Origin of the sequence: Mesorhizobium sp. B2-4-17, assembly GCF_006441275.1 — a bacterium.
In the GTDB taxonomy this organism is placed as follows: domain Bacteria; phylum Pseudomonadota; class Alphaproteobacteria; order Rhizobiales; family Rhizobiaceae; genus Mesorhizobium.
Map to the genome: position 1 here is coordinate 310,079 of NZ_VFUX01000001.1, position 21,705 is coordinate 331,783.

At 60.7% G+C, this 21,705-nt stretch carries 16 protein-coding genes; 3 read left to right on the top strand and 13 right to left on the bottom strand.

All coding sequences use genetic code 11. The features are described 5' to 3' along the window. Window positions 1-31: 31 nt before the first annotated feature. From FJ548_RS01310 to FJ548_RS01340, 7 genes are all read right to left on the bottom strand, one after another. Complete coding sequence (locus FJ548_RS01310; RefSeq protein WP_140693745.1) at window positions 32-1,213, bottom strand: ABC transporter permease; 1,182 nt, start codon at window positions 1,211-1,213, stop codon at window positions 32-34. After that, window positions 1,210-2,208: an ABC transporter permease gene (locus tag FJ548_RS01315; protein WP_140776374.1), complete on the bottom strand. Its 999-nt coding sequence runs from the start codon at window positions 2,206-2,208 to the stop codon at window positions 1,210-1,212. The genes FJ548_RS01310 and FJ548_RS01315 overlap by 4 nt, the downstream gene beginning before the upstream one ends. Window positions 2,209-2,210: 2 nt before the next feature. Next, window positions 2,211-4,109 carry an ABC transporter substrate-binding protein gene (locus FJ548_RS01320; RefSeq protein ID WP_140776376.1) on the bottom strand — a complete coding sequence of 633 codons (1,899 nt, stop codon included), beginning with the start codon at window positions 4,107-4,109 and terminating at the stop codon, window positions 2,211-2,213. Continuing rightward, window positions 4,106-6,001: an ABC transporter ATP-binding protein gene (locus FJ548_RS01325; protein WP_140693738.1), complete on the bottom strand. Its 1,896-nt coding sequence runs from the start codon at window positions 5,999-6,001 to the stop codon at window positions 4,106-4,108. The genes FJ548_RS01320 and FJ548_RS01325 overlap by 4 nt, the downstream gene beginning before the upstream one ends. A 158-nt stretch (window positions 6,002-6,159) precedes the next feature. Next, a complete protein-coding gene (locus tag FJ548_RS01330; protein ID WP_140610396.1) occupies window positions 6,160-7,500 on the bottom strand; it encodes an adenylate/guanylate cyclase domain-containing protein in 1,341 nt (446 codons plus the stop codon). A gap of 260 nt (window positions 7,501-7,760) precedes the next feature. After that, window positions 7,761-9,104 carry a nucleotide sugar dehydrogenase gene (locus FJ548_RS01335; RefSeq protein ID WP_140610395.1) on the bottom strand — a complete coding sequence of 448 codons (1,344 nt, stop codon included), beginning with the start codon at window positions 9,102-9,104 and terminating at the stop codon, window positions 7,761-7,763. Window positions 9,105-9,237: 133 nt separating this feature from the next. Continuing rightward, window positions 9,238-10,395 carry a DUF3095 domain-containing protein gene (locus FJ548_RS01340; protein WP_140776471.1) on the bottom strand — a complete coding sequence of 386 codons (1,158 nt, stop codon included), beginning with the start codon at window positions 10,393-10,395 and terminating at the stop codon, window positions 9,238-9,240. Window positions 10,396-10,487: 92 nt separating this feature from the next. Here FJ548_RS01340 and FJ548_RS01345 point away from each other — a divergent pair, with 92 nt between their 5' ends. Then, window positions 10,488-11,576 (top strand): glycosyltransferase family 4 protein, encoded by a 1,089-nt coding sequence (locus FJ548_RS01345; protein WP_140776377.1) that lies wholly within the window; start codon window positions 10,488-10,490, stop codon window positions 11,574-11,576. Further along, a complete protein-coding gene (locus tag FJ548_RS01350; protein WP_140776379.1) occupies window positions 11,573-12,337 on the top strand; it encodes a polysaccharide deacetylase family protein in 765 nt (254 codons plus the stop codon). Before FJ548_RS01345 ends, FJ548_RS01350 begins: the two co-directional genes overlap by 4 nt. A 1-nt stretch (window position 12,338) precedes the next feature. Here the strand turns inward: FJ548_RS01350 and FJ548_RS01355 are convergent, their stop codons facing one another. The 3 genes from FJ548_RS01355 to FJ548_RS01365 all read right to left on the bottom strand — a co-directional run bounded on the left by FJ548_RS01355 (window position 12,339) and on the right by FJ548_RS01365 (window position 16,615). Further along, window positions 12,339-13,193: an MBL fold metallo-hydrolase gene (locus FJ548_RS01355; protein WP_140776381.1), complete on the bottom strand. Its 855-nt coding sequence runs from the start codon at window positions 13,191-13,193 to the stop codon at window positions 12,339-12,341. A gap of 75 nt (window positions 13,194-13,268) precedes the next feature. Continuing rightward, window positions 13,269-13,718 (bottom strand): cyclic nucleotide-binding domain-containing protein, encoded by a 450-nt coding sequence (locus tag FJ548_RS01360; RefSeq protein ID WP_140610391.1) that lies wholly within the window; start codon window positions 13,716-13,718, stop codon window positions 13,269-13,271. Window positions 13,719-13,900: 182 nt separating this feature from the next. Beyond that, window positions 13,901-16,615 carry an ABC transporter ATP-binding protein gene (locus tag FJ548_RS01365; RefSeq protein WP_140610390.1) on the bottom strand — a complete coding sequence of 905 codons (2,715 nt, stop codon included), beginning with the start codon at window positions 16,613-16,615 and terminating at the stop codon, window positions 13,901-13,903. A gap of 270 nt (window positions 16,616-16,885) precedes the next feature. On the opposite strand from FJ548_RS01365, the gene FJ548_RS01370 reads away from it, so the two are divergent. Further along, complete coding sequence (locus tag FJ548_RS01370; protein ID WP_140610436.1) at window positions 16,886-17,557, top strand: class I SAM-dependent methyltransferase; 672 nt, start codon at window positions 16,886-16,888, stop codon at window positions 17,555-17,557. Between the two features lie 99 nt (window positions 17,558-17,656). On the opposite strand, the gene FJ548_RS01375 is transcribed toward FJ548_RS01370, so the two are convergent. Genes FJ548_RS01375 through FJ548_RS01385 form a run of 3 tightly spaced genes read right to left on the bottom strand, consistent with a single transcriptional unit; the run spans window position 17,657 to window position 21,304 of the window. Continuing rightward, window positions 17,657-18,847 carry a glycosyltransferase family protein gene (locus FJ548_RS01375; protein ID WP_246671518.1) on the bottom strand — a complete coding sequence of 397 codons (1,191 nt, stop codon included), beginning with the start codon at window positions 18,845-18,847 and terminating at the stop codon, window positions 17,657-17,659. Beyond that, complete coding sequence (locus FJ548_RS01380) at window positions 18,844-20,088, bottom strand: glycosyltransferase (RefSeq protein WP_140776383.1); 1,245 nt, start codon at window positions 20,086-20,088, stop codon at window positions 18,844-18,846. The genes FJ548_RS01375 and FJ548_RS01380 overlap by 4 nt, the downstream gene beginning before the upstream one ends. A gap of 1 nt (window position 20,089) precedes the next feature. Next, entirely contained in the window at window positions 20,090-21,304 is a 1,215-nt protein-coding gene (locus FJ548_RS01385; RefSeq protein ID WP_140693720.1) for a glycosyltransferase family protein, read from the bottom strand. Window positions 21,305-21,705: the final 401 nt, after the last annotated feature.

Here is a 21,705-nt window from a genome sequence, read left to right on the forward strand (position 1 = left end):
TGGCGGCGCGGCGCGCGGCGGAATAGCGATGTCACTTGTAGGGGTCCGCGGCGTCACGCAAGCCGTCGCCGAGGAAGTTGAACGCCAGGATGACGAGAATGACGGGGAGCATTGGCAAAAGCAGCCATGGATAGAACGCGATCACATTGACGCTGCGCGCCTCGGTTAGCAGGATGCCCCAGCTGGTTGTCGGCGCCCTCAGGCCGAGCCCGAGGAAGCTCAGCGCCGTCTCGCCCAGGATCATTCCGGGGATGGAGATCGTCGCCGTCGCGATCAGATGCGACATGAAGCCGGGAATGAGGTGCCGCCGGATAATGCGGCTGCTGCTGGCGCCCATCAACTGCGCGGCCAGAACGTAATCCTCCTCACGCAAGGCTAGAAGCTTTGAACGCACGGCCCGCGCCAGTCCGGTCCAGTGGAGCAGCCCGAGGATGACGGTGATGCCGAAATAGATCAGGATCGGACTCCAGGTTATCGGCATGATCGCCGCCAGAGCCAGCCATAGCGGAATGCTGGGGATCGATTGCAGAACTTCGATTATCCGTTGCACGATCAGGTCGAAGATGCCGCCGTGATAACCGGCCAGTCCTCCGATGACTATGCCGAGCAGGAAGCTGAAACTGATGCCGACGAGGCCAATTGTCAGTGAAATGCGCGCGCCATAGATGATGCGCGAGAACACATCGCGGCCCAGCCTGTCAGTGCCGGCCAGAAAGAGTTGGCCGTTTTCGGCAGGGCAAACAAAATGCCTGTCACCTTCGATCATGCCCCAGAACCGGTAACTGTCGCCCTTGCAGAAGAAACGGATCCGCTGAACATCATCCTGTTTGTCGACGTAGTTCCGCTTGAGCGTGTCCATGTCCAGCATCATCTGGCGGCCGTAGACGAACGGCCCGATGAACTGGCCGTTGTGGAACAGGTGCACCCGCTGCGGCGGCGAATAGATATAGTCCATGTTGCGAGTGTGCAGATTGTAGGGCGCCAGGAACTCGCAGATCAGTATGCTGAGATAAAGCGCCGCCAGGAATATGCCTGACATAAGGGCAAGCCGGTGCCGTCGGAATTTCCACCACATCAGCCGCAACTGCGACGCCTGAAAGACCTTCGACTGCTCCGGAGTCATCGCCTCGACCGACTGCAGGTCAAAGGGCTCTATGGAAACGTAGTGTTGCAGAGGGGCACCCGGAGCAGGCAGCGGGGATTGCGTGTTCATTTGGTGCTGCCGCCCTGCAAACGAATTCGTGGATCGAGCAGCGCCAGCGCCAGGTCGGAAATCAAAACGCCGATGACCGTCAGGAAGGCGAGGAACATCAGGAACGATCCTGCCAGATACATGTCCTGGCTTTGCAGCGCCTTGATCAGCATCGGCCCGGTCGTTTCCAAAGACAGCACGATCGCCGTGATTTCGGCACCGGAGATGATGGCCGGCAGGATTGAGCCGATGTCTGAAATGAAGAAATTGAGCGCCATGCGCAGCGGATATTTGACCAGCGCCTTGAAGGGATGAAGGCCTTTGGCGCGCGCGGTCACGACATATTGCTTGTGTAGTTCATCGAGCAGATTGGCGCGTAGCCGCCGGATCATGCTGGCCGTGCCCCCGGTGCCGATGACCAAGACCGGAATCCAGAGATGGGCGAGGATCGACTTCGCCTTGGCCCAGCTCATGGGCTCGCCGAGATATTGCTGGTCCATGAGATGGCCGATGGACGTGCCGAACCAGATGTTGGCGAAATACATCAGGATCAGCGCCAACATGAAGTTCGGAATGGCAAGGCCGAGAAGGCCGAAGAACGTCAGGCCGTAGTCGCCCCAGCTGTATTGATGGGTGGCGGAGTACATGCCGATCGGAAAGGCGATGAGCCAGGTGAAGATGATCGTGACGAACGAGACCAGCACGGTGAGCCACATTCTGTCCCCGACGACGTCGCGAACCGGCAGCTCATATTCGAAGGAATAACCGAAATCGCCATGCAGCATCCCGCCTACCCAGTAGAAGTAGCGAACGATCGGCGGCTTGTCGAAACCATATTCCTTCCGCATCATATCGATGCGGTCGGAATCCACCGCTTCGCCTTGAGCCTTAAGCTCGGCAACGTAGCTGTCGAAATAGTCGCCCGGGGGGAGTTCGATGATCGTGAACACCAGCGCCGATATGACAAGCAGCGTTGGAACCATTACGGCGATGCGCCAGACAATATATCGAAGCACGCTCAGGACTCTCCAAGCCAGAATGCATCCGGCATGTAGACACCGAAATATGCTGTCGGGTCGTAGCCGTAGAGCGCCTTGTCAGGCAGATTGCGCAGCCGCGAGGACGCCAGAATCGGCTGAGACGTTCCGTTCACCGTGCCGATCGAAAACACCTGGTCAGTGTAGATCGACAGCATCGAATTCCAGATTTCGGCGCGTTCCGTGGCTTCGGTCGATGCGTTCCAGCGCTTCAGCAGAGCCATCAAGTCGACCACAGCTGGAAGATCGGGCGCTTCACCGAGCGTGCCGTGAGACAAGTAGTGGGCCCCCCAGAGCGGCCATTGCAACTGGTCGTCGGTGGTGGGGGCCAACTGGTAAGGGTTCATGTCGGCGGTCGGCACGCCATTGTCGATGCCCGACCATATCGACATCATGATCTGGCCGCCAAGCGCGCGGCTGCGGAATATGTCGCGCTGCGAAGTCCGGATGAACAGGGCGATGCCGATCTTGCGCCAGTGATCGGTGATGAGCTCGAGCGCGTCGGTTTCCAGCGTACTTTCGCCGGCTGTTTCCACTATGATCTGCGCCGGGCGTCCATCGGGAAGTATCCGCAGGCCGTCATCGTCATGCGTCTGAAGCCCGACCTCGTCGAGCAGGGCGTTGGCCAGGTCAGGATCATGGGCGACCCAGGCCTTCGCGAATTCCGGCCGGTAGAGCGGGCTTTCGGGCAAGACCGTATCGGCACTCTCCTGCGCCAATCCGTAGAACACGGCCATATTGATCTCGCGCCTGTCCACGGCGAGCGAAAGTGCGCGGCGCACGCGCACGTCACGAAGAAGGCCGCGCCACACCTGGTCGGAACAATTCAGATTGGGCAGCAGCGCCAGCCGCGAGCCCTGTGTGCGTTTCCAGAGATGCATCTTCACCGGGTAGCGCTTCTCCGCATCCCTCAGGAAGGCATAATCGGTGAAGTCAATTCCCATGCATTGCAGGTCGCTCTCGCCCGCACCAGTCTTGGCTGAAATAATCTCCGACGAACTGACATTCATGACAATCCTGTCAACATAGGGCAGTTGTCGGCCATTCTCATCCATTCGATGGAAGAACGGATTTCGCTCGAAGACGAACTGCTCAGCCGGCGGCTTCGTCCGGTTCTGCCAGGGATCGAGCGTCGGCAGTTCCGGGTTCTCCGGGCGATATTGCCGCGACATCCGGATATGCAGGAGCGTCCATTTCTTGGCCCGGTTCTCCTTCATCAGGCCGGCTAGCCGGAATGGATCCTGGTATTTTCTGTGGAACTGCTTGAGATAGGCGGCCGGCAGGACAAGCGATAGCGGCGAAGCAGCGGCGAGCTTGGGCAGGAAATCGGGATTGGGAGCGTCCCAACTATAGCGGACCGTTAACGGATCGACGATCTCGAAGCGTGGCGGCTTGCCGTCGGCCATCAGGGCCGGGGGGAGCCCGCCTTGCGAAAGCTCTTTGTTCAGCCAGACATCTTCCCAGCAATAGCGAAAATCCTCCGGCGTCAGCAGGCTGCCGTCAGACCATTTATGTCCTTCCCGTATCTTGAAAGTGAAAACGCGACCATTCGATACGTTGAAACTTTCGAGAATGTCGGCTTGCAGTTCAAGCTTTTCGTCATAGCCGACCAAGCGAGCATATCCATAGATCGTCATCAGCCGGATGTCTTTCTGGCTACCGATGATCGTGCGCAGTGTGCCGCCATACTGGCCGGGCTGCCGGCCCATCGCGGCGAGATTCAGCGCGCGCGGGCTCTTGGGCAAGCGTTCGGCAAGTGCCGGCAGCGCCTTGGCCTTCAGCTGGGGCTGAAGAAATTCCGGCTCCAGATCGCCGGCGCGCGACGTGCTCGGCAGAAGCGCCGAAGCCATGAGTCCAAGGACGGTGCGCCGGCTGATCAATGGCGCAGCTCGCTGACATCAGCCGAACGACGGGCCAGCACGAGATGGCCGCCGCCAAGATCGAGCGGCGACAGCGTATTCTCCTCGCCCTCGTCGCGGAATTGCGGTCCCCAAGCGCTGGTGTCGGACGCGCCGCCGAGCTTCAGCGTCTTGAAATCCATCGGCCTGTCGAGATCGGGGAAAGGCACCGCGGCGACCAGTGAGCGCGTGTAGGGGTGGACCGGTTTCCTGAGCAGGATTTCGCGCGGCGCAAGCTCGACGATACGCCCGCCGCACATCACCGCGATGCGGTCCGCCATGTAGTCCACCACCGCCAGGTTGTGGGATATGAACAGATAGGTCAGGCCCAGTTCCTTCTGCAGGTCCTTCAGAAGGTTCAGGATCTGCGCCTGGACAGAGACATCGAGCGCCGAAACCGGCTCGTCGCAGATCAGGAGTTCAGGCCCCAGCGCCAACGCGCGCGCGATGCCGATACGCTGCCGCTGCCCGCCGGAGAAACTGTGCGGATAGCGCTTGATGAAGCGCGGATCGAGCCCGATTGCCTGCATCAGGCTCTTGACCGTGGCGAGTCGGGACGCGGCATTGCCACGTTGATGGATTTCCAGCGGCTCGCTCAAAATGTTCTCCACCGTCATGCGGGGTGAAAGCGACGAAACCGGGTCCTGGAAGATCATCTGGATTTTCGCGCGCAGTGTGCGCAACGCGTCCTCCTCTGCCTTTAAGACGTCGATCGGCCCATCGCGGCCGTTGAAGGTCACAGAGCCGCCGCTGGGGGTGACGGCCCGCATGAGAATCTTGCTGACGGTGGTTTTGCCGGAGCCGCTTTCGCCGACCAGACCCAAGCACTCTCCCCGCCTGATATCGAAGCTCACACCGTCCACGGCGCGAACAGAGGTTTGATGATCCCCGCCGAACCATCCGGACTTGCGGATGGTGAAGACCTTTTTCAGGTCCCTCACCGACAATAGGATGTCGTCCGGCCCTTTCGATGCCGGCGCCGGCTGCTTGCCGAGCAGGTTCCCGACATTCACCGGCACCTCGCGAAGCGCCTTCAGTCTTTCGCCGGGCTTCAGGTCAAAATGCGGAACGGCTGCCATCAGACCCTTCAGGTAAGGGTGACCCGGGCGGCGGAATATCGCCTCGACAGGTCCCGCTTCCATGATCTCGCCATGGTACATGACCACCACCTCGTCGGCGACATTGGCGACCACGCCGAGGTCGTGCGTGATCAGCAGCATCGCCATGTTCAGCTTGGTCTGAAGCCCGCGCAGCAATTGCAGGATTTGCGCCTGGATGGTGACGTCCAGCGCGGTCGTCGGCTCATCGGCGATCAACAGGGCGGGCCTGCAGATAAGAGCCATGGCGATCATGGCGCGTTGACGCAATCCTCCTGAAAGTTCAAAGGGATACATGTCGTAGGCGCGCTTGGGATTGGGAAAGCCGACAAGGCTGAGCATTTCCTCGGTCCGCGCCTTGCGCTCCGCCCGAGCTAGAGGCGTATGAATTTGCAGGGATTCGCTGACCTGGTTGCCGATCGTGTGCAGCGGCGACAGCGATGTCATCGGCTCCTGAAAGATCTTGCCGATACGGCTGCCTCTCAACGCCCGGATTTCGGGTCCATCACGCGACATCTGCAGGATATCCTGCGTCGTGCCCGGCTTTTCAGGATCGGAAAACAGGATACGGCCGCGAACATGGGCAGTGTTCGGCAAAATGCCCATCACTGCCTGGCTGAGAACCGATTTTCCGGAACCTGACTCGCCCACAAGCGCGGTAACCCTGCCGGGCAGGACACGAAGATTCGCGCGCCTGACGGCACGCAACGGCCCACCGATAATGGCAAAAGAGATGCCAACATCTTCGATCCGCAGCAGATCAACACCCGAATTCATGCGCACCAGGCCCACTCTGGCGGCCTGCCGGGCGGCAGGGCCAGTAAACGAGACTATCGCATTGCCAGCCTAGAGCAACTTGGATTCGAAACGATCGCCAGTTCCCTGGCGGAACCGTGACCGGACTGCATGCCAAAGGCGTTCGGATCAGAGTGCGGCTACTGGATCTTCCTGGTGTCACCCGTCGACACCCGCGCGGCATCGCGATGAAGCAGCATGACCTGCTCGGCGTCCGACATTCGGTCGTAAATCGTCTCCAGCGCACCGTCCTCATCGAGCGCAAGAGCACCCGACAGATCGGGGGCAAGCACCGTCAGCTTATGCTTGATGCCCGGCAACTGCTCCTTGCCGAGCGTCAACCAACTGTTGGCGCCGCAGTAGCCGGCGAAGTCTTCGCTGGCGAGAACGCTGTGCGGATATTTCTTGGTCAGGGTCTGGAGGCGCTGGACCTCGTTTACAGCCGAGCCGAAGACAGAGAATGTGAGCCGGTCGGTAAGCCCGACATTGCCGAACATCACATTACCGATATGCAGGCCGATACCAAACTGTATGTCGCTCAACCCTCGCTCCTTTCTGCGCAGATTGAGATCCATCATGCGCGCGGAGGCCTTGTGCGCGGCCGCAAGAGCGGCTTGGCAGGCGACCTCGGACTGCGAGCGGTGTCTTTCGCAAGGGTAGACGGCAATGAAGCCGTCACCTATGAAACTCATGATCTGCCCACCTCTGCGATTGAAAGGTGCAGCAACGGCGTCGAAAAATTGGTTCAGCGTATCAATATAGATTTCGCGGCCCGAGGTTTCGGCAAGCCTAGACGACCCACGCATATCGGCCATCACCAGTGCGGCCCGGATTGTATCGCCCTCGCCTCGCCTGATCTGACCGTCAAGCACGCGCCTGCCGGCGTCGCCGCCGAGATAAGTGGTCATCATGTTGTCGGCGAGCTTGGTGAGCACCGCCATCTTGGTTGCGATCGCGAGATGGCTCTGGATGCGCAGCAGCGCCGAAATCATGCTGTCGCTGAAGCCCGCGGCACTGTCGGTGGACCAAGACCCCAGCATGCCCTGACTGGCGTTGCCGCTGAAGGGATGGACGAAAGCCATGTAATCGGTGATGCCCATAAGCCTGAGTTCATCGAAAACAGGAAACTCCGACGGCACCGAAGGGTCGAGCCGACGTCGCAGATGCTCGAGCTTATTGCTGAGCAAATAATAGTATGGGCTGGTCAGAAATCTGTCGGACGGCGCGCCGGCCTTGTTGCGAAAGCCTTCCACTTCCATGCCCTGGCCGCGAAGCCAGGTGAAGCCAAGCGCGTCATAAAGCGGATGAAGCATCGAAAAGCTCAAATGCACCCGCTTCAACGGCAGGCCGGCAGCAGCCAGCCGTTCGCAAAAGCCTTTTATCAACGTTTCCAGGTCGTTGCCCGCCAGCGCCGACTGGGTCAGCCAATCGGCAACCTTATCCATGAGAATAGTGGAGATTTCTGCTTGTGCTGTGCTCATGCTATCTCGAAACCTGTCGAAAACGAACCCATTATGCTTTGATCCGCCATATCACAGTCCGCCAACGACCCAAAGATAAGACCCTCGAAGTCAACAGGGCCGACTACGGCGGCAAAAGCGGCGAAGAATTTCCCGGATGACTGTCCTTGCGGCCAGGAGCAGGCGTACTGCACCTATCCCGTGGCATATGTGGCGAAGCTGCCGGCGGAGTGCAATCACTATCCCGACATCGGGCAAAAAATTCGCCGGCTAAGACGCCCTCAGGCTTTCACCACCGTCTCTCGGGCCAGCGCGAGGCGGCCAAAAACATTGCGTGTGTCGACGATCAGAAGGGCATGATCAGCGATCGTCTGATAGTCGATCGCGTCGTGGTCGGTTGCGATGACGACAGCATCGAAATCCTTCAAGGCCGTCTCTGTCAATTCGACCGAGCGGCGCCCCTTGATCGCCATATGCTCCCGTGTGGTCGGGATCTCGGTAACATGCGGGTCGTGGAATTCCGCTTTGCCGCCCCACTCCTCGATGAGTTCAATAAGCCGCAATGAGGGACTTTCACGGATGTCAGGCACATTCTTCTTATAGGCGAGCCCGATGATGAGAATGCGGGAGCGGCTGAGCGCCTTGCCGCAGCGCCGGTCTAGCGCCTTCGCCAGTTCATCGACCACATGACGCGGCATGGCCGTGTTGATCTCTGCCGCCAGCTCGATGAAGCGGGTCGGCAGTTCGTACTCGCGCGCCTTCCACGTCAGGTAGAACGGATCGATCGGAACGCAGTGCCCGCCAAGTCCGGGGCCAGGATAGAAAGGCATGTAGCCGAAGGGCTTGCTCTTTGCCGCCTCGATCACCTCCCAAATGTCGATGCCCATCGCGCCGAGCACGACTTTCAGCTCGTTGACGAGAGCTATGTTGACCGAGCGGAAGATGTTTTCCGTCAGCTTGACCGCCTCGGCGGTCGCCGTGGTGGAAACCGGAACGACGGTCTTGACCACGCTTTGGTAGAAAGCCTGCACGAGCGTCGCCGCTTCCATGCCGTCGCCCGCCACGACCTTGGGGATCGTCGCGACTTCAAAGCTGCGATTGCCGGGATCCTCGCGTTCGGGCGAGAAGCCGAGGAAGAAGTCTGTCTTCGACTGCAAGCCGGTTTCTTCCAGTATCGGCTTGATCACATCGTCGGTGGTGCCGGGATAGGTGGTCGATTCCAGCACGATCATCTGGCCGAGACGCAGATGTTTCGCGATCGTGCCTGCCGTGTTCCTGACAAAAGAGAGATCCGGCTCACGGTGTTTCGTCAGCGGTGTCGGAACGCAGATGATGATGACATCGCAGACGGCCAGCTCGGCAAAATCCGCAGTGGCGCGGAACCGTCCGCTCGCCACCTGGCTGGCAAGGGCTGTCGACGTTACCGCCTCGATGTAGGATCGGCCGTTGTTCAGGCTCTCGACCTTCCGGGCTTCGATGTCGAAACCGGAAACCGGGAAGCCGGCGCGTGCGACCGCAACCGCCAGCGGCAAGCCGACATAGCCCAGTCCGATTACGCCGACTTGCGCGGCGCGCGTCGAAATCCGGTTCAGAAGTCGGTCATATATCGATTGTGAGGCGTCCAAAAATCTGCTTTCCCGTCAATTCGGACTGGCTGTCCGTTCCTATGGGGAGGCTCACTTGGTCCCGAGAACCTCACTTCGTCCTAAGAACAATGGCCGAGGCATATTGCGGAAGATCGATTTCCGCAAGCCGTCATCAAACCAGCACCTTCGCCTTCAGGCTTGCGGCAGCCATCGCATAGCCGCCGGCCGCGCCATCGATGAAATGAAGGTGATCGCGCTGCAGCGGCGAGGCGACGAGGCATGTCATCAAGGCCGATTTCTGGCGGTGCAGGCCATAGTTGCAGATGCCCGCCTCTTCCGCCTGTTTCAGCCGGTTCTCGATCCGTTGCGACACATCCGCGTCAACGTCGACCGTCATCTTCAAGCCGTCGTCGAACTTCCGGAAATCCGAATTGCTGGCCACGTCGCGTTTATAGATCTTCGGATCGAAACTGCCGATCGTCCAGCCATATCGATCGCTGACCGCCGTGAGCGTCATCAAGAACAATATCCACAGCTTCGGTAGCCACCGCCATCCTGCCGGCGCCATCGCCCGCGCCTCGATATCGAGACCGGCGGGCGGAAAACTGTAGCTCGGCCCGTTCGGCGGCACCGGGTGGCCATCGCGTTCCTGCCTGCCGGTAAGGGCGATGATATCGGAGGCCAGAAGCTGAAAACCGCGCAAGTCGCGCGACGGCCCCGGTACAGCTATGATCGAGACGATTTCGCCATGCCGGGCTTCGATCGGGTTCCAGCGGCAGGAGAGGCCGGTCAGATCGGGCCGAGCGCCGGCCGGCGCGGGATCGATGCGGTAGCGCCCTGCTTTCATCTCGGTTTCCGCCCTGCCGCCACCGCCGGCGAACATGGCATAGAAGACCGCTTCGGAGGCCTGGAACCTCGCCACGCGAACGTCAAGGCCTTGCGCTCTTATATCCTTTATCGGCACGATTGCGGCACGCAAGGTGAGGTCCAGTTCGTCCGCCACCCATCTCTGAACAGCCGCCAGCGCGTTGCGGGTGATCTCCAGCGCCGAGCCGGGAAACGCCACGAGCGCGCCGTCGCCGCCGAAGACAAAGGGAAGGTCTTGCCGACCCAGCGCATTGAGCAGCGCCGAAATGACGCTGGCGCCGGCCATATTGACGGTTTTATAGCGCCCAGCCTCGATCGCCTTGGTCGAGCCGACGATGTCGGCGGTGGCCAGAGCCCAGCCATCGGGGAGAGGCCGATAATTGTCGGTATAGGCAGCGCTTTCGAACTTCGCGAAGACCGGCAGAGAAGCGACAAACGGGTCGGACGCGGCAGCTGTTTCCATGAGCATCAGATAGCACATTCCACTGCTTGAAGGTGAAGTGGATCGTGCTTCGAAATTGACTTGCGCCGGCTTTCCGATGATAGGGTCCGGCGATGCGAATTGCCTTCCACGCGCCGCTGAAGTCACCCAATCATCCCGTTGCATCCGGCGACCGCCAGATGGCACGGGCGCTGGTCAAGGCGCTGGAGCATGGAGGGCATACCGTCGAACTGGCATCCGAATTACGCTTCTATCTACGCGAACCGGAGCCGAAAAGTTTCGATGCGTTCAAGATCGAGGCCCGAGAGGAAGCCGTGCGGCTGACAAAGCTTTGGGATCGTGACGGCAGGCCCGATCTCTGGTTCTCCTATCATCCCTATTACAAGGCGCCCGACCTGATCGGGCCCGAGCTGGCGTCGACCCTTGCTGTCCCTTATGTGACAGCGGAAGCTTCCTATTCGAGGCGGCGCAACGCCGGTTTGTGGGCCGATACGCAAGCGTTGGTGGCGCGAGCCGTCGAACAGGCGGCGCTGAACATCTGCTTCACGCAAAGGGACCGTCAGGGACTGGCAGACGCGATACCCGGCGCCGCGCTCGGCATGCTTTCACCCTTCATCGACACATCGGTATTCCGGGAAACGCCGGCACCGGGTTGTCCGACGCGCCTCGTCACCGTCGCCATGATGCGCCCGGGCGACAAAGTCGAAAGCTATCGCATGCTGGCGCAAGCGCTCGGTTCGATCGGCCAACTGCCCTGGACCCTGTCGGTCGTCGGGGACGGGCCTGCCCGTGAAGAGGTCAAAGCGCAATTCGCCGGCTTGCCCGTCGACCGTATCGAATGGCTTGGCGCGATTGAGCCCGCCGCCGTGCCGGATGTCCTCTACAGTGGCGGAATTTACGTCTGGCCGGGTTTCGGCGAGGCCTATGGCGTTGCCTATCTTGAAGCACAGGCCGCCGGCCTTCCGGTGGTGGCTCAGGACATCGCCGGCGTGCCGGAGGTCGTGCGGCATGGCAAGGCCGGGTTTCTGACCCCGCCGGGCGACGTGGCGGCGTTCGCTTCCGCCATTGAAAGGCTTCTGGCGCGTAAGGACGAGAGAACCGTCATGGCCACGGAAGCCAGGCGTTTCATCCTCGAAGAGCGCTCCCTCGGTGCCGCGGCGGCGCGTCTGGCCGAACTTCTTGCGGGGATCCCGGTTTCATGATGTCCGATTCGATCTGGGACCCCTTGGTGGAAGAACTGGCGTGCCGGCGACGGGCGAACCGTAAGGTAGAGTTCTGGCTGCGCGACGATGACGCCGTGGATCCGACGCCTGCGCTTGATCGGCTGCTCGACCTCACCGGTGAATTCGCGGTTCCGGTCACCCTGGCCGTCATTCCGGCCCTGACCGACGGGAAGCTTGTCGGCCGGCTTGACGAGGCGCCGCATGCCACGGTCGCCATCCACGGCTGGGCGCACCGAAATCATGCGCCCGAGAATCAGAAAAAGCAGGAGCTCGGCCCACATCGGCCACGCGGGGTGGTGCTCGATGATCTGGCTCGCGGGCTGTCGCGCCTAACCGGCCTGCATGGCGCACGTGCCGTTCCGATGCTGGTGCCACCCTGGAACAGGATCGACGCCGGCTTGATATCCGACCTTGGATCGATAGGATTTGCGGCACTGTCGGTCTATGGGCCGCCGAAGCCGGCTTCGCTGGCGGTCATCAACAGCAATGTCGACATCATGGACTGGCATGGCACGCGCGGTTGCCGCCTTCATAGCCTATTGGTTCAGGCTATCATCGCGCAATTGCAGCATGCATTCGACGGCGGCGAACCGGTCGGCCTGCTTACCCACCATCTCGTGCATGATGAATCGGCCTGGCTTTTCCTCGAAAGGCTGTTCACGGTCACCGCACAGGCTGAAGCCTGCGCATGGCTTCCGATCGGGACATTGATCGGACGCAGCGCCGGCAAAGGAAAATAGCTCAGCCCTCGTTGTGCAGTGAGACTGGAAATTTGAGCGTCTGGCCGTCCCGCGCGGCAAAAGCGCCGGCAAACCTGTCCTTGGCCAGTTTCTCCATCTCGTCCAGTTCCTCGTCGGTGCGTGACGGATCGTGATGAAACAACGCAAGCCCCCGCGCACCGGCCGCCTCGCAGAGCTTGACGCCCTGTTGCCATGTCGAGTGCCCGTTGCCGCGGCGGCGTTCCATTTCCTCCTCGGTGTAGGTGCAATCATAGATGACAAGGTCGGCATCTTCGATGAGGTCGAGTACCGCCTGGTCGAGTTTGTCCGGCTGATGCTCGGTGTCCGTGATCATCGCCACGACGCGGCCGCCCCATTCGACCCGGTAGCCTATGCAGCCGCCCGGGTGGGTGAGACTGCCGGTCCGCACCACCACCCCTTCGCGCGGCCGAAGCACGTCTCCGGACACGAAATCGCGGCAGTCGAGGCTTGCCTTGCAGATATCGAGCTTCACCGGAAACCACGGCGGCCGTATGAACGCATCGACCATCTGCCGGGTCGTCATGCGTCCTGCGAGATGTCCGGACCAAAGCGTAATCTTGACGCTCGGGTCGTATATCGGCTTGAAAGCCGGCAGCCCGATGATGTGATCGTAGTGGCAATGGGTGAAGAACAGGTCGAAATCGATCACGCCCGACGCCCGAAGTACCCCGCCGGCAGGCCGCAGGCCGGAGCCCGCGTCGAACAGAAGCGTATGCTTGCCGCATCGCATCTCAACGCAGATCGTATTGCCGCCATAGCGAGAGAATTCTGGCCCCGATACCGCAATGCTGCCGCGCACACCCCAAAACCTGACCAGGAAAACGTCGTCGTCCATGCTAGCCCTTCGCAGTCCAGTCGCAGATGGCAGCCAGTACCGTCTCGATTGCGAGGATTAAGCGCACGTCACTCGTTACTTGGCGCTTCGTGCGTCGATCAGATCCGCGGTCGTATGGCTTAGGCGATCGGCAAGAACCCGCAATATCTCGATGGTCATTTCCGGGTACTCCTTCATAAGCCTCAGGAAATGATCCTTGCGGATTCTTAGGACCTCCAGCGGACTCGCGGCTCTGACGGTGGCAGTGCGAGAACTGTTGCACAATATGGCGATCTCGCCAACAATCGAATTTGGCACCATTTCGGCAACCTTTATCGGCCCGCTGTCGGAATCGACCAGAATATCCGCCCGGCCTGAAAGGATGACATAGGCGGCGTCCCCTTCATCGCCCTGCCGGAAAAGGATCTGGCCGGCGCCGTAGCTGACGCGGTCGGATGTGAACGCAAGCAGCTTGAGCTTTGTCGGCTCTATGCCGGAGAACAAGGGGACGCGTTGCAGCATCCCAACCTCATCCTTGAGCAGCATCGTCGCAACCTTCCCAAATTCACGTCTGCGAGACTAGATCAACCGGCACCCAGATGGAATCAATTCTGTTTCCGCATTGCGAAACCAACCCTGCGGAGGTGGCGTGCCCGACAGGCCAGAACCTAAATCCCTTGACCTTGCGGCAAGTTCCCACCGGCGGAACGATATGAAGTGCAAATGCTCTATGACAGCAGCTCCTTGAAAATACCGTTCCCTGCCAAAAGTGTCTCGTGAGTTCCGTCTTCCACCAAACGACCCGAGTCGAACACGACGACGCGATCGAACATCGTTGCCATTGCCGGATTCGTCACGACGCACACGATTGCCGGCGAACGGCCGTCGCGTCTGGCTTCCTCGATCACGTTTCGCAGCACCTTGTCCTGCACACGCTGGTCGAGCGCCGACAGCGGCCGGTTGAGAATAAGAAAATCGGGACGCTTGAGCAGGGCCCGGGCAACGTCGAGCTTTTGTCGCTGGCCACTGGTCAGACGCCTGCCGCCGGAGCCGACGTTGAAGTCCAGGCCGACATTCAAAAGTTCGGCATAAAGTCCCAGTTCGTCAAGAATGTCATAGACGATGGAGCGTATGCGGTCCGGCGCGTCGGGATGATTGTTGCCCACACGGCCGAACAGGACATTGTCCATGACGGTAGCCGCGGCAATGTATTTGGCAGGATCGTACCGTTCGACCGCATTTTGCAACTCGGGCGGCAGGTTTTCATAGAACAGGTTGCGCGCGGCGACGATCTTGCTCATCATCTCGTCGCTCAGCAGGCCGAAGCGGTGCCGGGGCTCGATATAGGCAAAGCTCAGGGTGACGATCATGGCGCGGTCGGCCTCCGAAACCGTCTCATAGGGACGGTTCTTGAGCCGTTGCAGCAAGGTTTCGTAGGCGGGTATCTCTTCGGCGCTCATGAAGGCGAGCTGCTGGAAGAACTGGTGATCGGGCGGCAGGTCGGCAAACAGTTCGATCGCCTGCTCGGCGATCTCCATGCCCATTTCGTAGAGTGTGCGGTCGAGGCCGGCTTGCCTCAGCACGGAAGCGAAATACGGATTGGCCGCAAGAGCCCGGTCGGCCAGTTCGGGGCCGGCGGCGGCGCCGAAGAGCAGGTTTTGACCGATCGTTGCTTCCTTGTTGTAGGCGCCCGGTTCGAAAGGAACCACCAGGCCGCTCAGGCCTTCACGTTCCAGCCGGGTTCGCAACGTCGCACGCAGTTCCACGATCCGCCCGGCAAACCCCTTGTGACGCGTGAGGTCGGCCGAAGAGCGCAAGCCAAGATCCAGAATGTCGCGCGACAGAACAACCGCGTCGAGCACCCGGCGCACGGATTCAAAGAGGTCGTGCGGGCCGGTGGCGCCGGCGGAAGCATAGTCGATCCAGTCGCTGTGGATATCGATATCCGGATTGCCCGACCGGCGCGCCTCCTCGATATCCCAGCGGCGCTGGTCGGCCGCGGTACCCTCATAGGTCACCGATGTCAGCGGCGCATGCTTCAACCCGTAGAGCAGGTTGTCGCGGAGGCTTGCCTGGAACAGAAAAACATCCGACGAGGCATAGGACATGCGCCGGCCGGTCACCGCTTCGGGGAGTTCAAGCAGGTCGTCGGCGCCCGAGGCGACCCTTCCGCCGTCCGGCCAGTCCAGCCGCGCGAAGGCTTCTGCCAGCGCCTCCGCCCCACCCGTTGCGGTACTGACCAGCGCCACCGTCTCATCCGGGTTGATCTGGAGCGAGATACGGTCGAGGAGCATTGCACCGCCATCGTCCGCCATGGACAGACTGACCGCCGACAGCGGGCTGGTCATCGGAGGTGGATCTTCGATCGTCAATGCCTCGATTCTCGGCGCAATGACACCCTCGACGGTGAACTGTTCAACGACCTGCTGATACTTGACCTGGACATCCTGCCGGTCCTGATCCCAGTCGATCAGTTCCTTCATCGGTCCGGGCAGGTCCTTGTAGGCGCTGATCACCGCCACGAGCTGGCCGACATCCAGCCGCCCCTCGATCACCAGATATCCGCCGATCATGTAGAACAGAAAGGGCGTGAACTGCGCGAGAATATTGTTGAGGAACTTCACCATGAATTTCCATTGGTAAAGATCGAAGCGTATCTTGAAGATAAGCCCAAGCCGGGCAGCGATGTCGGCGCGCTCGTAGTTTGATGTGTCGTGGATATGAACCGCGCCGATGCCGTCGACGATTTCGCCTACCCGGCCCGAAAGCGCACGCGCCGTCAGCTGTCGCCGGCGCCCGAGCACGATCAGCCGCCGCCGCATTCGCGGGATGAGCACGATCTGGATCACCACGATCACGACCGCTATCATTCCGAGCCAGGCGTTCTGGACCATGATGAACAGCATGGCCGTCAGTGCCTGGCCGCCCAGCAGTACCGGCTGCAGGAAGGCGTCGCCGATGAAGCCGCCCAGCGGCTCCACCTCGTCCTTCACCATGGTCGCCACTTCGGCGGATTTCACCCGCTTGAAGTAACGCGGCGGAAACCGCAGCACGAGATCGACCAGATCGAAGCGGATACGCCGCAGCATGCGTTCGCCGAGGCGGCCCTTGTAGGTGTTGATGTAAAGTTTGAACAGGCCGTTGATGATGACCAGAAGGAGGAACACGAGGCTCAGGGCAAACAGCGTCTCCTTGCGGTCGAGCTGAAAACCGGAGAAGAACTGAACGTCGCCAATGAACGGCAGGTTATAATGTAGCCTCATGAATGACCGTGTCGCGCCCGGTTGCTCGAAGCCGCGACCTTGGATCGGGCCGTTGACGATCAGCTTCGGCAAGTCAAAGGACATGAAATACGGGATCATCGAAAGCAGGACGATGATCAATATCCAGACCTGCTGCTTCTTGGTGTGCGTCCAGATATAGCGGGCTAGGCTGGGTTCCATATGCGACTGTGGGCCTTCAGTTGGACGGACGGATGTAAAAGCACCTGTTGGCGAGCGGCGTTATCGGCGATGTCTTCGCCGCCAAGCGAGGCCCGGGGATTGTCCTGCCGCCGGCGGACGCCGATGGTCCGAACAGATGCAACAGGCTCTCTCCGGCACCGGCCAAGGGCGAAGCGGCTTGCGGCACAGTCACGTCCGCGAACCAAACAGCATTACTGGAGGCAAGATTGCGTTGTGTCGCCCCAAATCCCAACATAGAAGACAACTATGATGGATGTCACGCAACCACGCAATGCCGGCATGGACGGGCACGAGCAGGCCCTGGACCTCACGCGGGGGATTGCCGCCTATGTCAACCACCCTCTCGTGGCAGGGCTGGCGCGCGTCATCACCAAGCATCCGAACGCCGATATCGCCAACGCCTTCAACCACAAGCAGGTCGCCTGCAAGATGTGGGCGCTCGACAGGCTATTCGAAAGCTGCGGTGGCCGGTTTGGGCGCGTATGGGTCGTGGGTGGATGGTACGGCATACTGCCGGCAATGCTTTTCAACGACGCCCGTTTCGACATCGCGGCGGTCGATAGCATCGACATCGATTCCGAAGTCGCTTCAGTCGCCCGGACCCTCAACCGGGATGCCGGCGACCGTTTCCAGGCGTTGACGGCGGATATGTACGCCCTCGACTATGCGGCCGGGGAGGCCGACCTGATAGTCAACACCAGCTGCGAACACATAGCCGATCTGCGCGCATGGCTTACCCTGCTTCCGCGGGGTACGAATGTGCTGCTGCAATCCAACGATTATTTCAGCGAGCCTACGCACATCAACTGCGTGGCTTCACTTGCAGCCTTCGCAGCAATGGCGGCGCTGCGGGAGGTGCGGTTCGCCGGCGAACTACCGACAAAAAATTATACGCGCTTCATGCTGATTGGAACGGTTTAAAATGTAATGCATTTCGCCCAAGAGTGCGTGGCGGTTTTGGGACGACCCGCATAAAAACAAGGGCTTGAGGCGCGTCGCACGAATCTCACGCGACGCGCGTCAGGACCAATCGCCTGTTTCATCGTGTACTTTTCCGAAACCAGGCTCCATTTTCAGGGACCATGTTCGATACCGCTCGCGCAGGATTTGCGCCGAGTGACGCGCCCCTTCGAGATCGAGACGATGCGCGGTTGGCGTCGGTGCCAAGAGCGCCTGTTCGATCGCTTGCGCCAAACCTTCAGGCGTTAGGTCCTTTTCCATCAGCACCGTCGCAAGGCCGAGTTCTTCGAGCATCAGGGCGCGAACCGTCTGCTCGGTTTCACCGCCGGCTGCAAACGGAACGAGCAGGGAGCGACAACCCGCGCGCAGGACATCGCAGACCGTGTTGTAACCCGCCTGCGAGACTGACAGGCGGGCGCCGGTTAGCAGGCTGGCGAAATCCTCGCGGAACCGGAAGATGGACAAGTCCGGCGTGACATCGCGTGCGATCGCGTCGAATTCGTCTTTCGGCAGGTTTGGGCCGGTGATCAGGCACCATTTCCAACCGTCCTCGGCATTCCGCGCCGCTGCGACGGTGGATCTGACAAGGCTCTTTCCGGCAGCCCCGCCGCCAACCGACACCACAATATCGAAGCGCTCGGAGGCCGCGGGCGACGGCGGCGCGGCGACGAGCCCTGTGTAAGCCACTTCGGCCCTGATCGCCCCAGCCAGCGGAAATGTCTTGTCGAGGGTTGCGAAAGCCGGATCGCCGTGGATCATGACAAGGTCGAAATGGCTGTTGACGAGATCGACTGTCTCCTCGTTTCGGCCAGGCTTGACGCGCTCCTGAAGGATGTCACGGACGGACGTCGCCAGCAACGGTCTGGGCGACGTCGCGACGATGGCCTCGATCAGCGGCAAGAGTTCGAAACGCATCTGACGGCGTCCAAAGGGAAACGCCTCGACAATGACGATATCAGGCCTGCAATCCCGGAATGCCTGCAGCAGCATCTCTGAACGCCGCTTCTTGAGATCATCGTCGATGGGTTTGCCCTGCAGGTCGACCAGTCCGGAAAATCCTTTATCACCGGAGGTGACAGGTGGCAGGGTTACAGATTTTATCCCCGGTCCCGGAAACCCCGCGATCGGCGCTCCGCCAGTCACGACGGTTACGTCGAACCCATCATCGACCAGAGCCGCCGCGATGCGGCTGGAGCGCGCGAGATGGCCGATACCGAGCAGGTGCTGGACATAAAGGAAGACGCGCTTCAATCGGCGGCCCGCCACTCACGCTCGAACAGTTCCTTGAGCTGTCCAATGCTTGCCATATGATCGAAATTGCCGCGCACGCGCCGCTCCGCGGCGTCGCCGAGGCGGGCGCGCAGCACGGGATCACGGATCAGGCGCTCCAGCGCCTTTGCCAGGGCAATTGGATCTTCCGTCGGAACCAGCAGCCCGGTTTCGTCAGGCGATAAAAGCTCCGGCACGCCGGAAATATCGGTCGACACGCAGGCAAGCCCCTGGCTGGCCGCCTCCACCAGAACGTTCGGCAGACCGTCCCGGTCGCCGTTTGCGGTGATCCTGCAAGCCAGGGCGAAGATGTCGGCACGGCGGTAGTGCTCGAGCACCTCCTCCTGCGCAAGCGCGCCTTTCCAGGAGATCCGACCATCCAGTCCGAGCTTCTGCGACAGCGCCCTGAGCCGTTCCAGTTCCTCGCCGTTGCCGATATGCTCGAAACGCCACGACAAATCGCCAGGCAAGAGAGCAAGAGCCTCCAGCAAGGTGTCGTAACCTTTCTTTTCAACGGCGCGCCCGACACTCAGAATGATGACGGGTTCGTCCGGCGCCGAGCCGTCATACTGTTTTCGCGCTTCGCCGAAACTGCCGAAGCGATCAAGGTCGAGCCCATGGTAGCTCAGATGCACGGACGATTTGCCGTTAGCGAGTTCTTTCAGACGGTCAAAACCGGTTTTCGTGCAGGTGACCGTCCAGCGCGCCGAGGAAAGCTTGCCAGCCAGATCCCAGTCCGCCGAAGTCCAGATGTCCTTGGCATGGGCTGAGCAGCTCCATGGCAGGCTGCGAAGCTGGCTGGCATAGCGCGTCACCGATGCCGGCGTGTGCGCGAAATGCGCATGCAACCATTCCGCGTCTTCCGGCCATTCGGCCGCTAGAACGAGCGCTTGCCCGAAGCGGCGCGCGCGGTTGCGCGTAAAGTCGTGGCGGATATCGGTGGCTAGCGATCCGAGCGCGCGCCAGAAGCCCGGCCGCAGCAGATGGGCGAACAGCGAGCGGGCCACACGCAGTGGCTCTTCATGCAGATATTCCGGCAGATAATGGACGGGCGCTTTGATCTCGTCATGCACGGGGTGGCGTTTTGCGTCGGTCGGTCGCCTGAGCGCGACGAGTGTCAGGTCGAACCCCGCACGCTCCAGACCGAGCAGTTCCTGCGCGATGAAGGTTTCAGACAGCCGCGGATAGCCCTTCAGAACCACGACGATCTTGCGATATCGCAACTCAGTTCATTCCTTCAATGACCGAAAGGTGATGGCCGGCCCGCCGGTCGAGCAGTTCCGCGACGATTGCGGAAATATGAGGCAGCCCTTCCAGCGTCAGATGCGGATTGCTCTGTGATGGGCGGGGCCGCTCCGGCAGCACCATCAGTGCATCGGCAAATCGCTGGGAATCCTTGGCTTCTTCCGGCAAGAGCATCTCGATCAGGCCGAGTTCGGCCGCGCGCCGAGCGCGGATCAGTTGTTCTTCACGGGGCTCGACGCGCGGCACGATCAGCGCCGGCTTGTCGAAAGACAGGATCTCGCAATAGGTGTTGTAACCGCCCATCGCCACCACCGCCTTGGCACCGGCAATCAAGTCTTCCATGCGGTTGTCGAACTCGATGATCTTGATGTAGGGGATCCTGGCCCCCTTCTTGAGCAGTTTGTTGCGCTTGCGCGCCGGCATGTAGGGGCCAAGCACGATCAGCGCCCTGTGCTGCAATTGCGGATCCTGCTGGTAGGCATCGATGACGTCGTGGATCAGTTCGGCGCCGTCACCACCGCCACCGGTGGTCACGAGGATATAGTCGCCCTCGGGCCGGTGGCCGGGCAACTCGTTCCGCGGCAGGCTCCGCTGCAGGAAACCGACGAAGCTCATCTTTGCCCTGACAGCCGGGGGCACATCCAGGCCGGTCAGCGGATCATAGAAATCCGGCGGACCATAGGCCCAGACCTTGTCGTAGAACAGGCCTATCTTGCGCATCACATCCCTGCGCGCCCACTCCGCCTCGAGCAGATGCGGCGCATCCATCACCTCGCGCAGGCCAAGCACGAGCGTGGTGCCCCGCGTCTTGAGGTAGGACAGCGTGTCCTCGATCTCGCCGCGCAGGCCGAGCGGTTCCTTGTCGACGATGAAGATGTCCGGCCGGAAGGTCTCGGCTGTGTGGCGGATGATCGACTGGCGCATCCTTAGCGTCTCATGCAGATCGATATCCTTTTCCAGCGAGGTGTATTCGCCGTTGCGGAGTTTGATGACGCTGGGGATCTTCACGAAGTCGACACGGGCGCGGTAGTCGAAGGCGCCGGCGATGGTCGCACCCGAAATGATAAGCACCTGAAGTCCGCGGAAATCCTCGACCAGCGAATGCGCGATCGTTCGGCAGCGCTGCAAGTGGCCGAGCCCGAACGTATCGTGGCTGTACATGAGAATTCGAGCGTTTTGTGCGTGCTGGGTCATTGTTGAACGTCTCTAGAATTCTCGCCTCGAGGACCGTGAGCGACCCGCGGGCTGCAAAACCATCCCCGGTCTACCGGCCTGTTGTGAAACATGAGGGCGAAATTTTCAATTTGTATTACCCAAAAAATGCAGATCGCCTCGCATCCGCGAACTCATCGCCTCCTATGCGCACTGCGCCGACTGGCGCCCGTGAGAGTAGATCAATGTCTTATCGGCTCGTCCGTCACGTCACTTGCGGCGGGCTCGATGTCCTGAACAAGCGGCTCGAGGGCGTCCACCAAAACGGCGCCTCCGCCCGTCGTTATGAGAAGCGACTGATAATGGCTGTTGGTCAACATGAAGATGCCCCGGCTTACCTCACCTGTGAGAATCCCCGAGACAGGTCTGTCATGCCCTCCGGC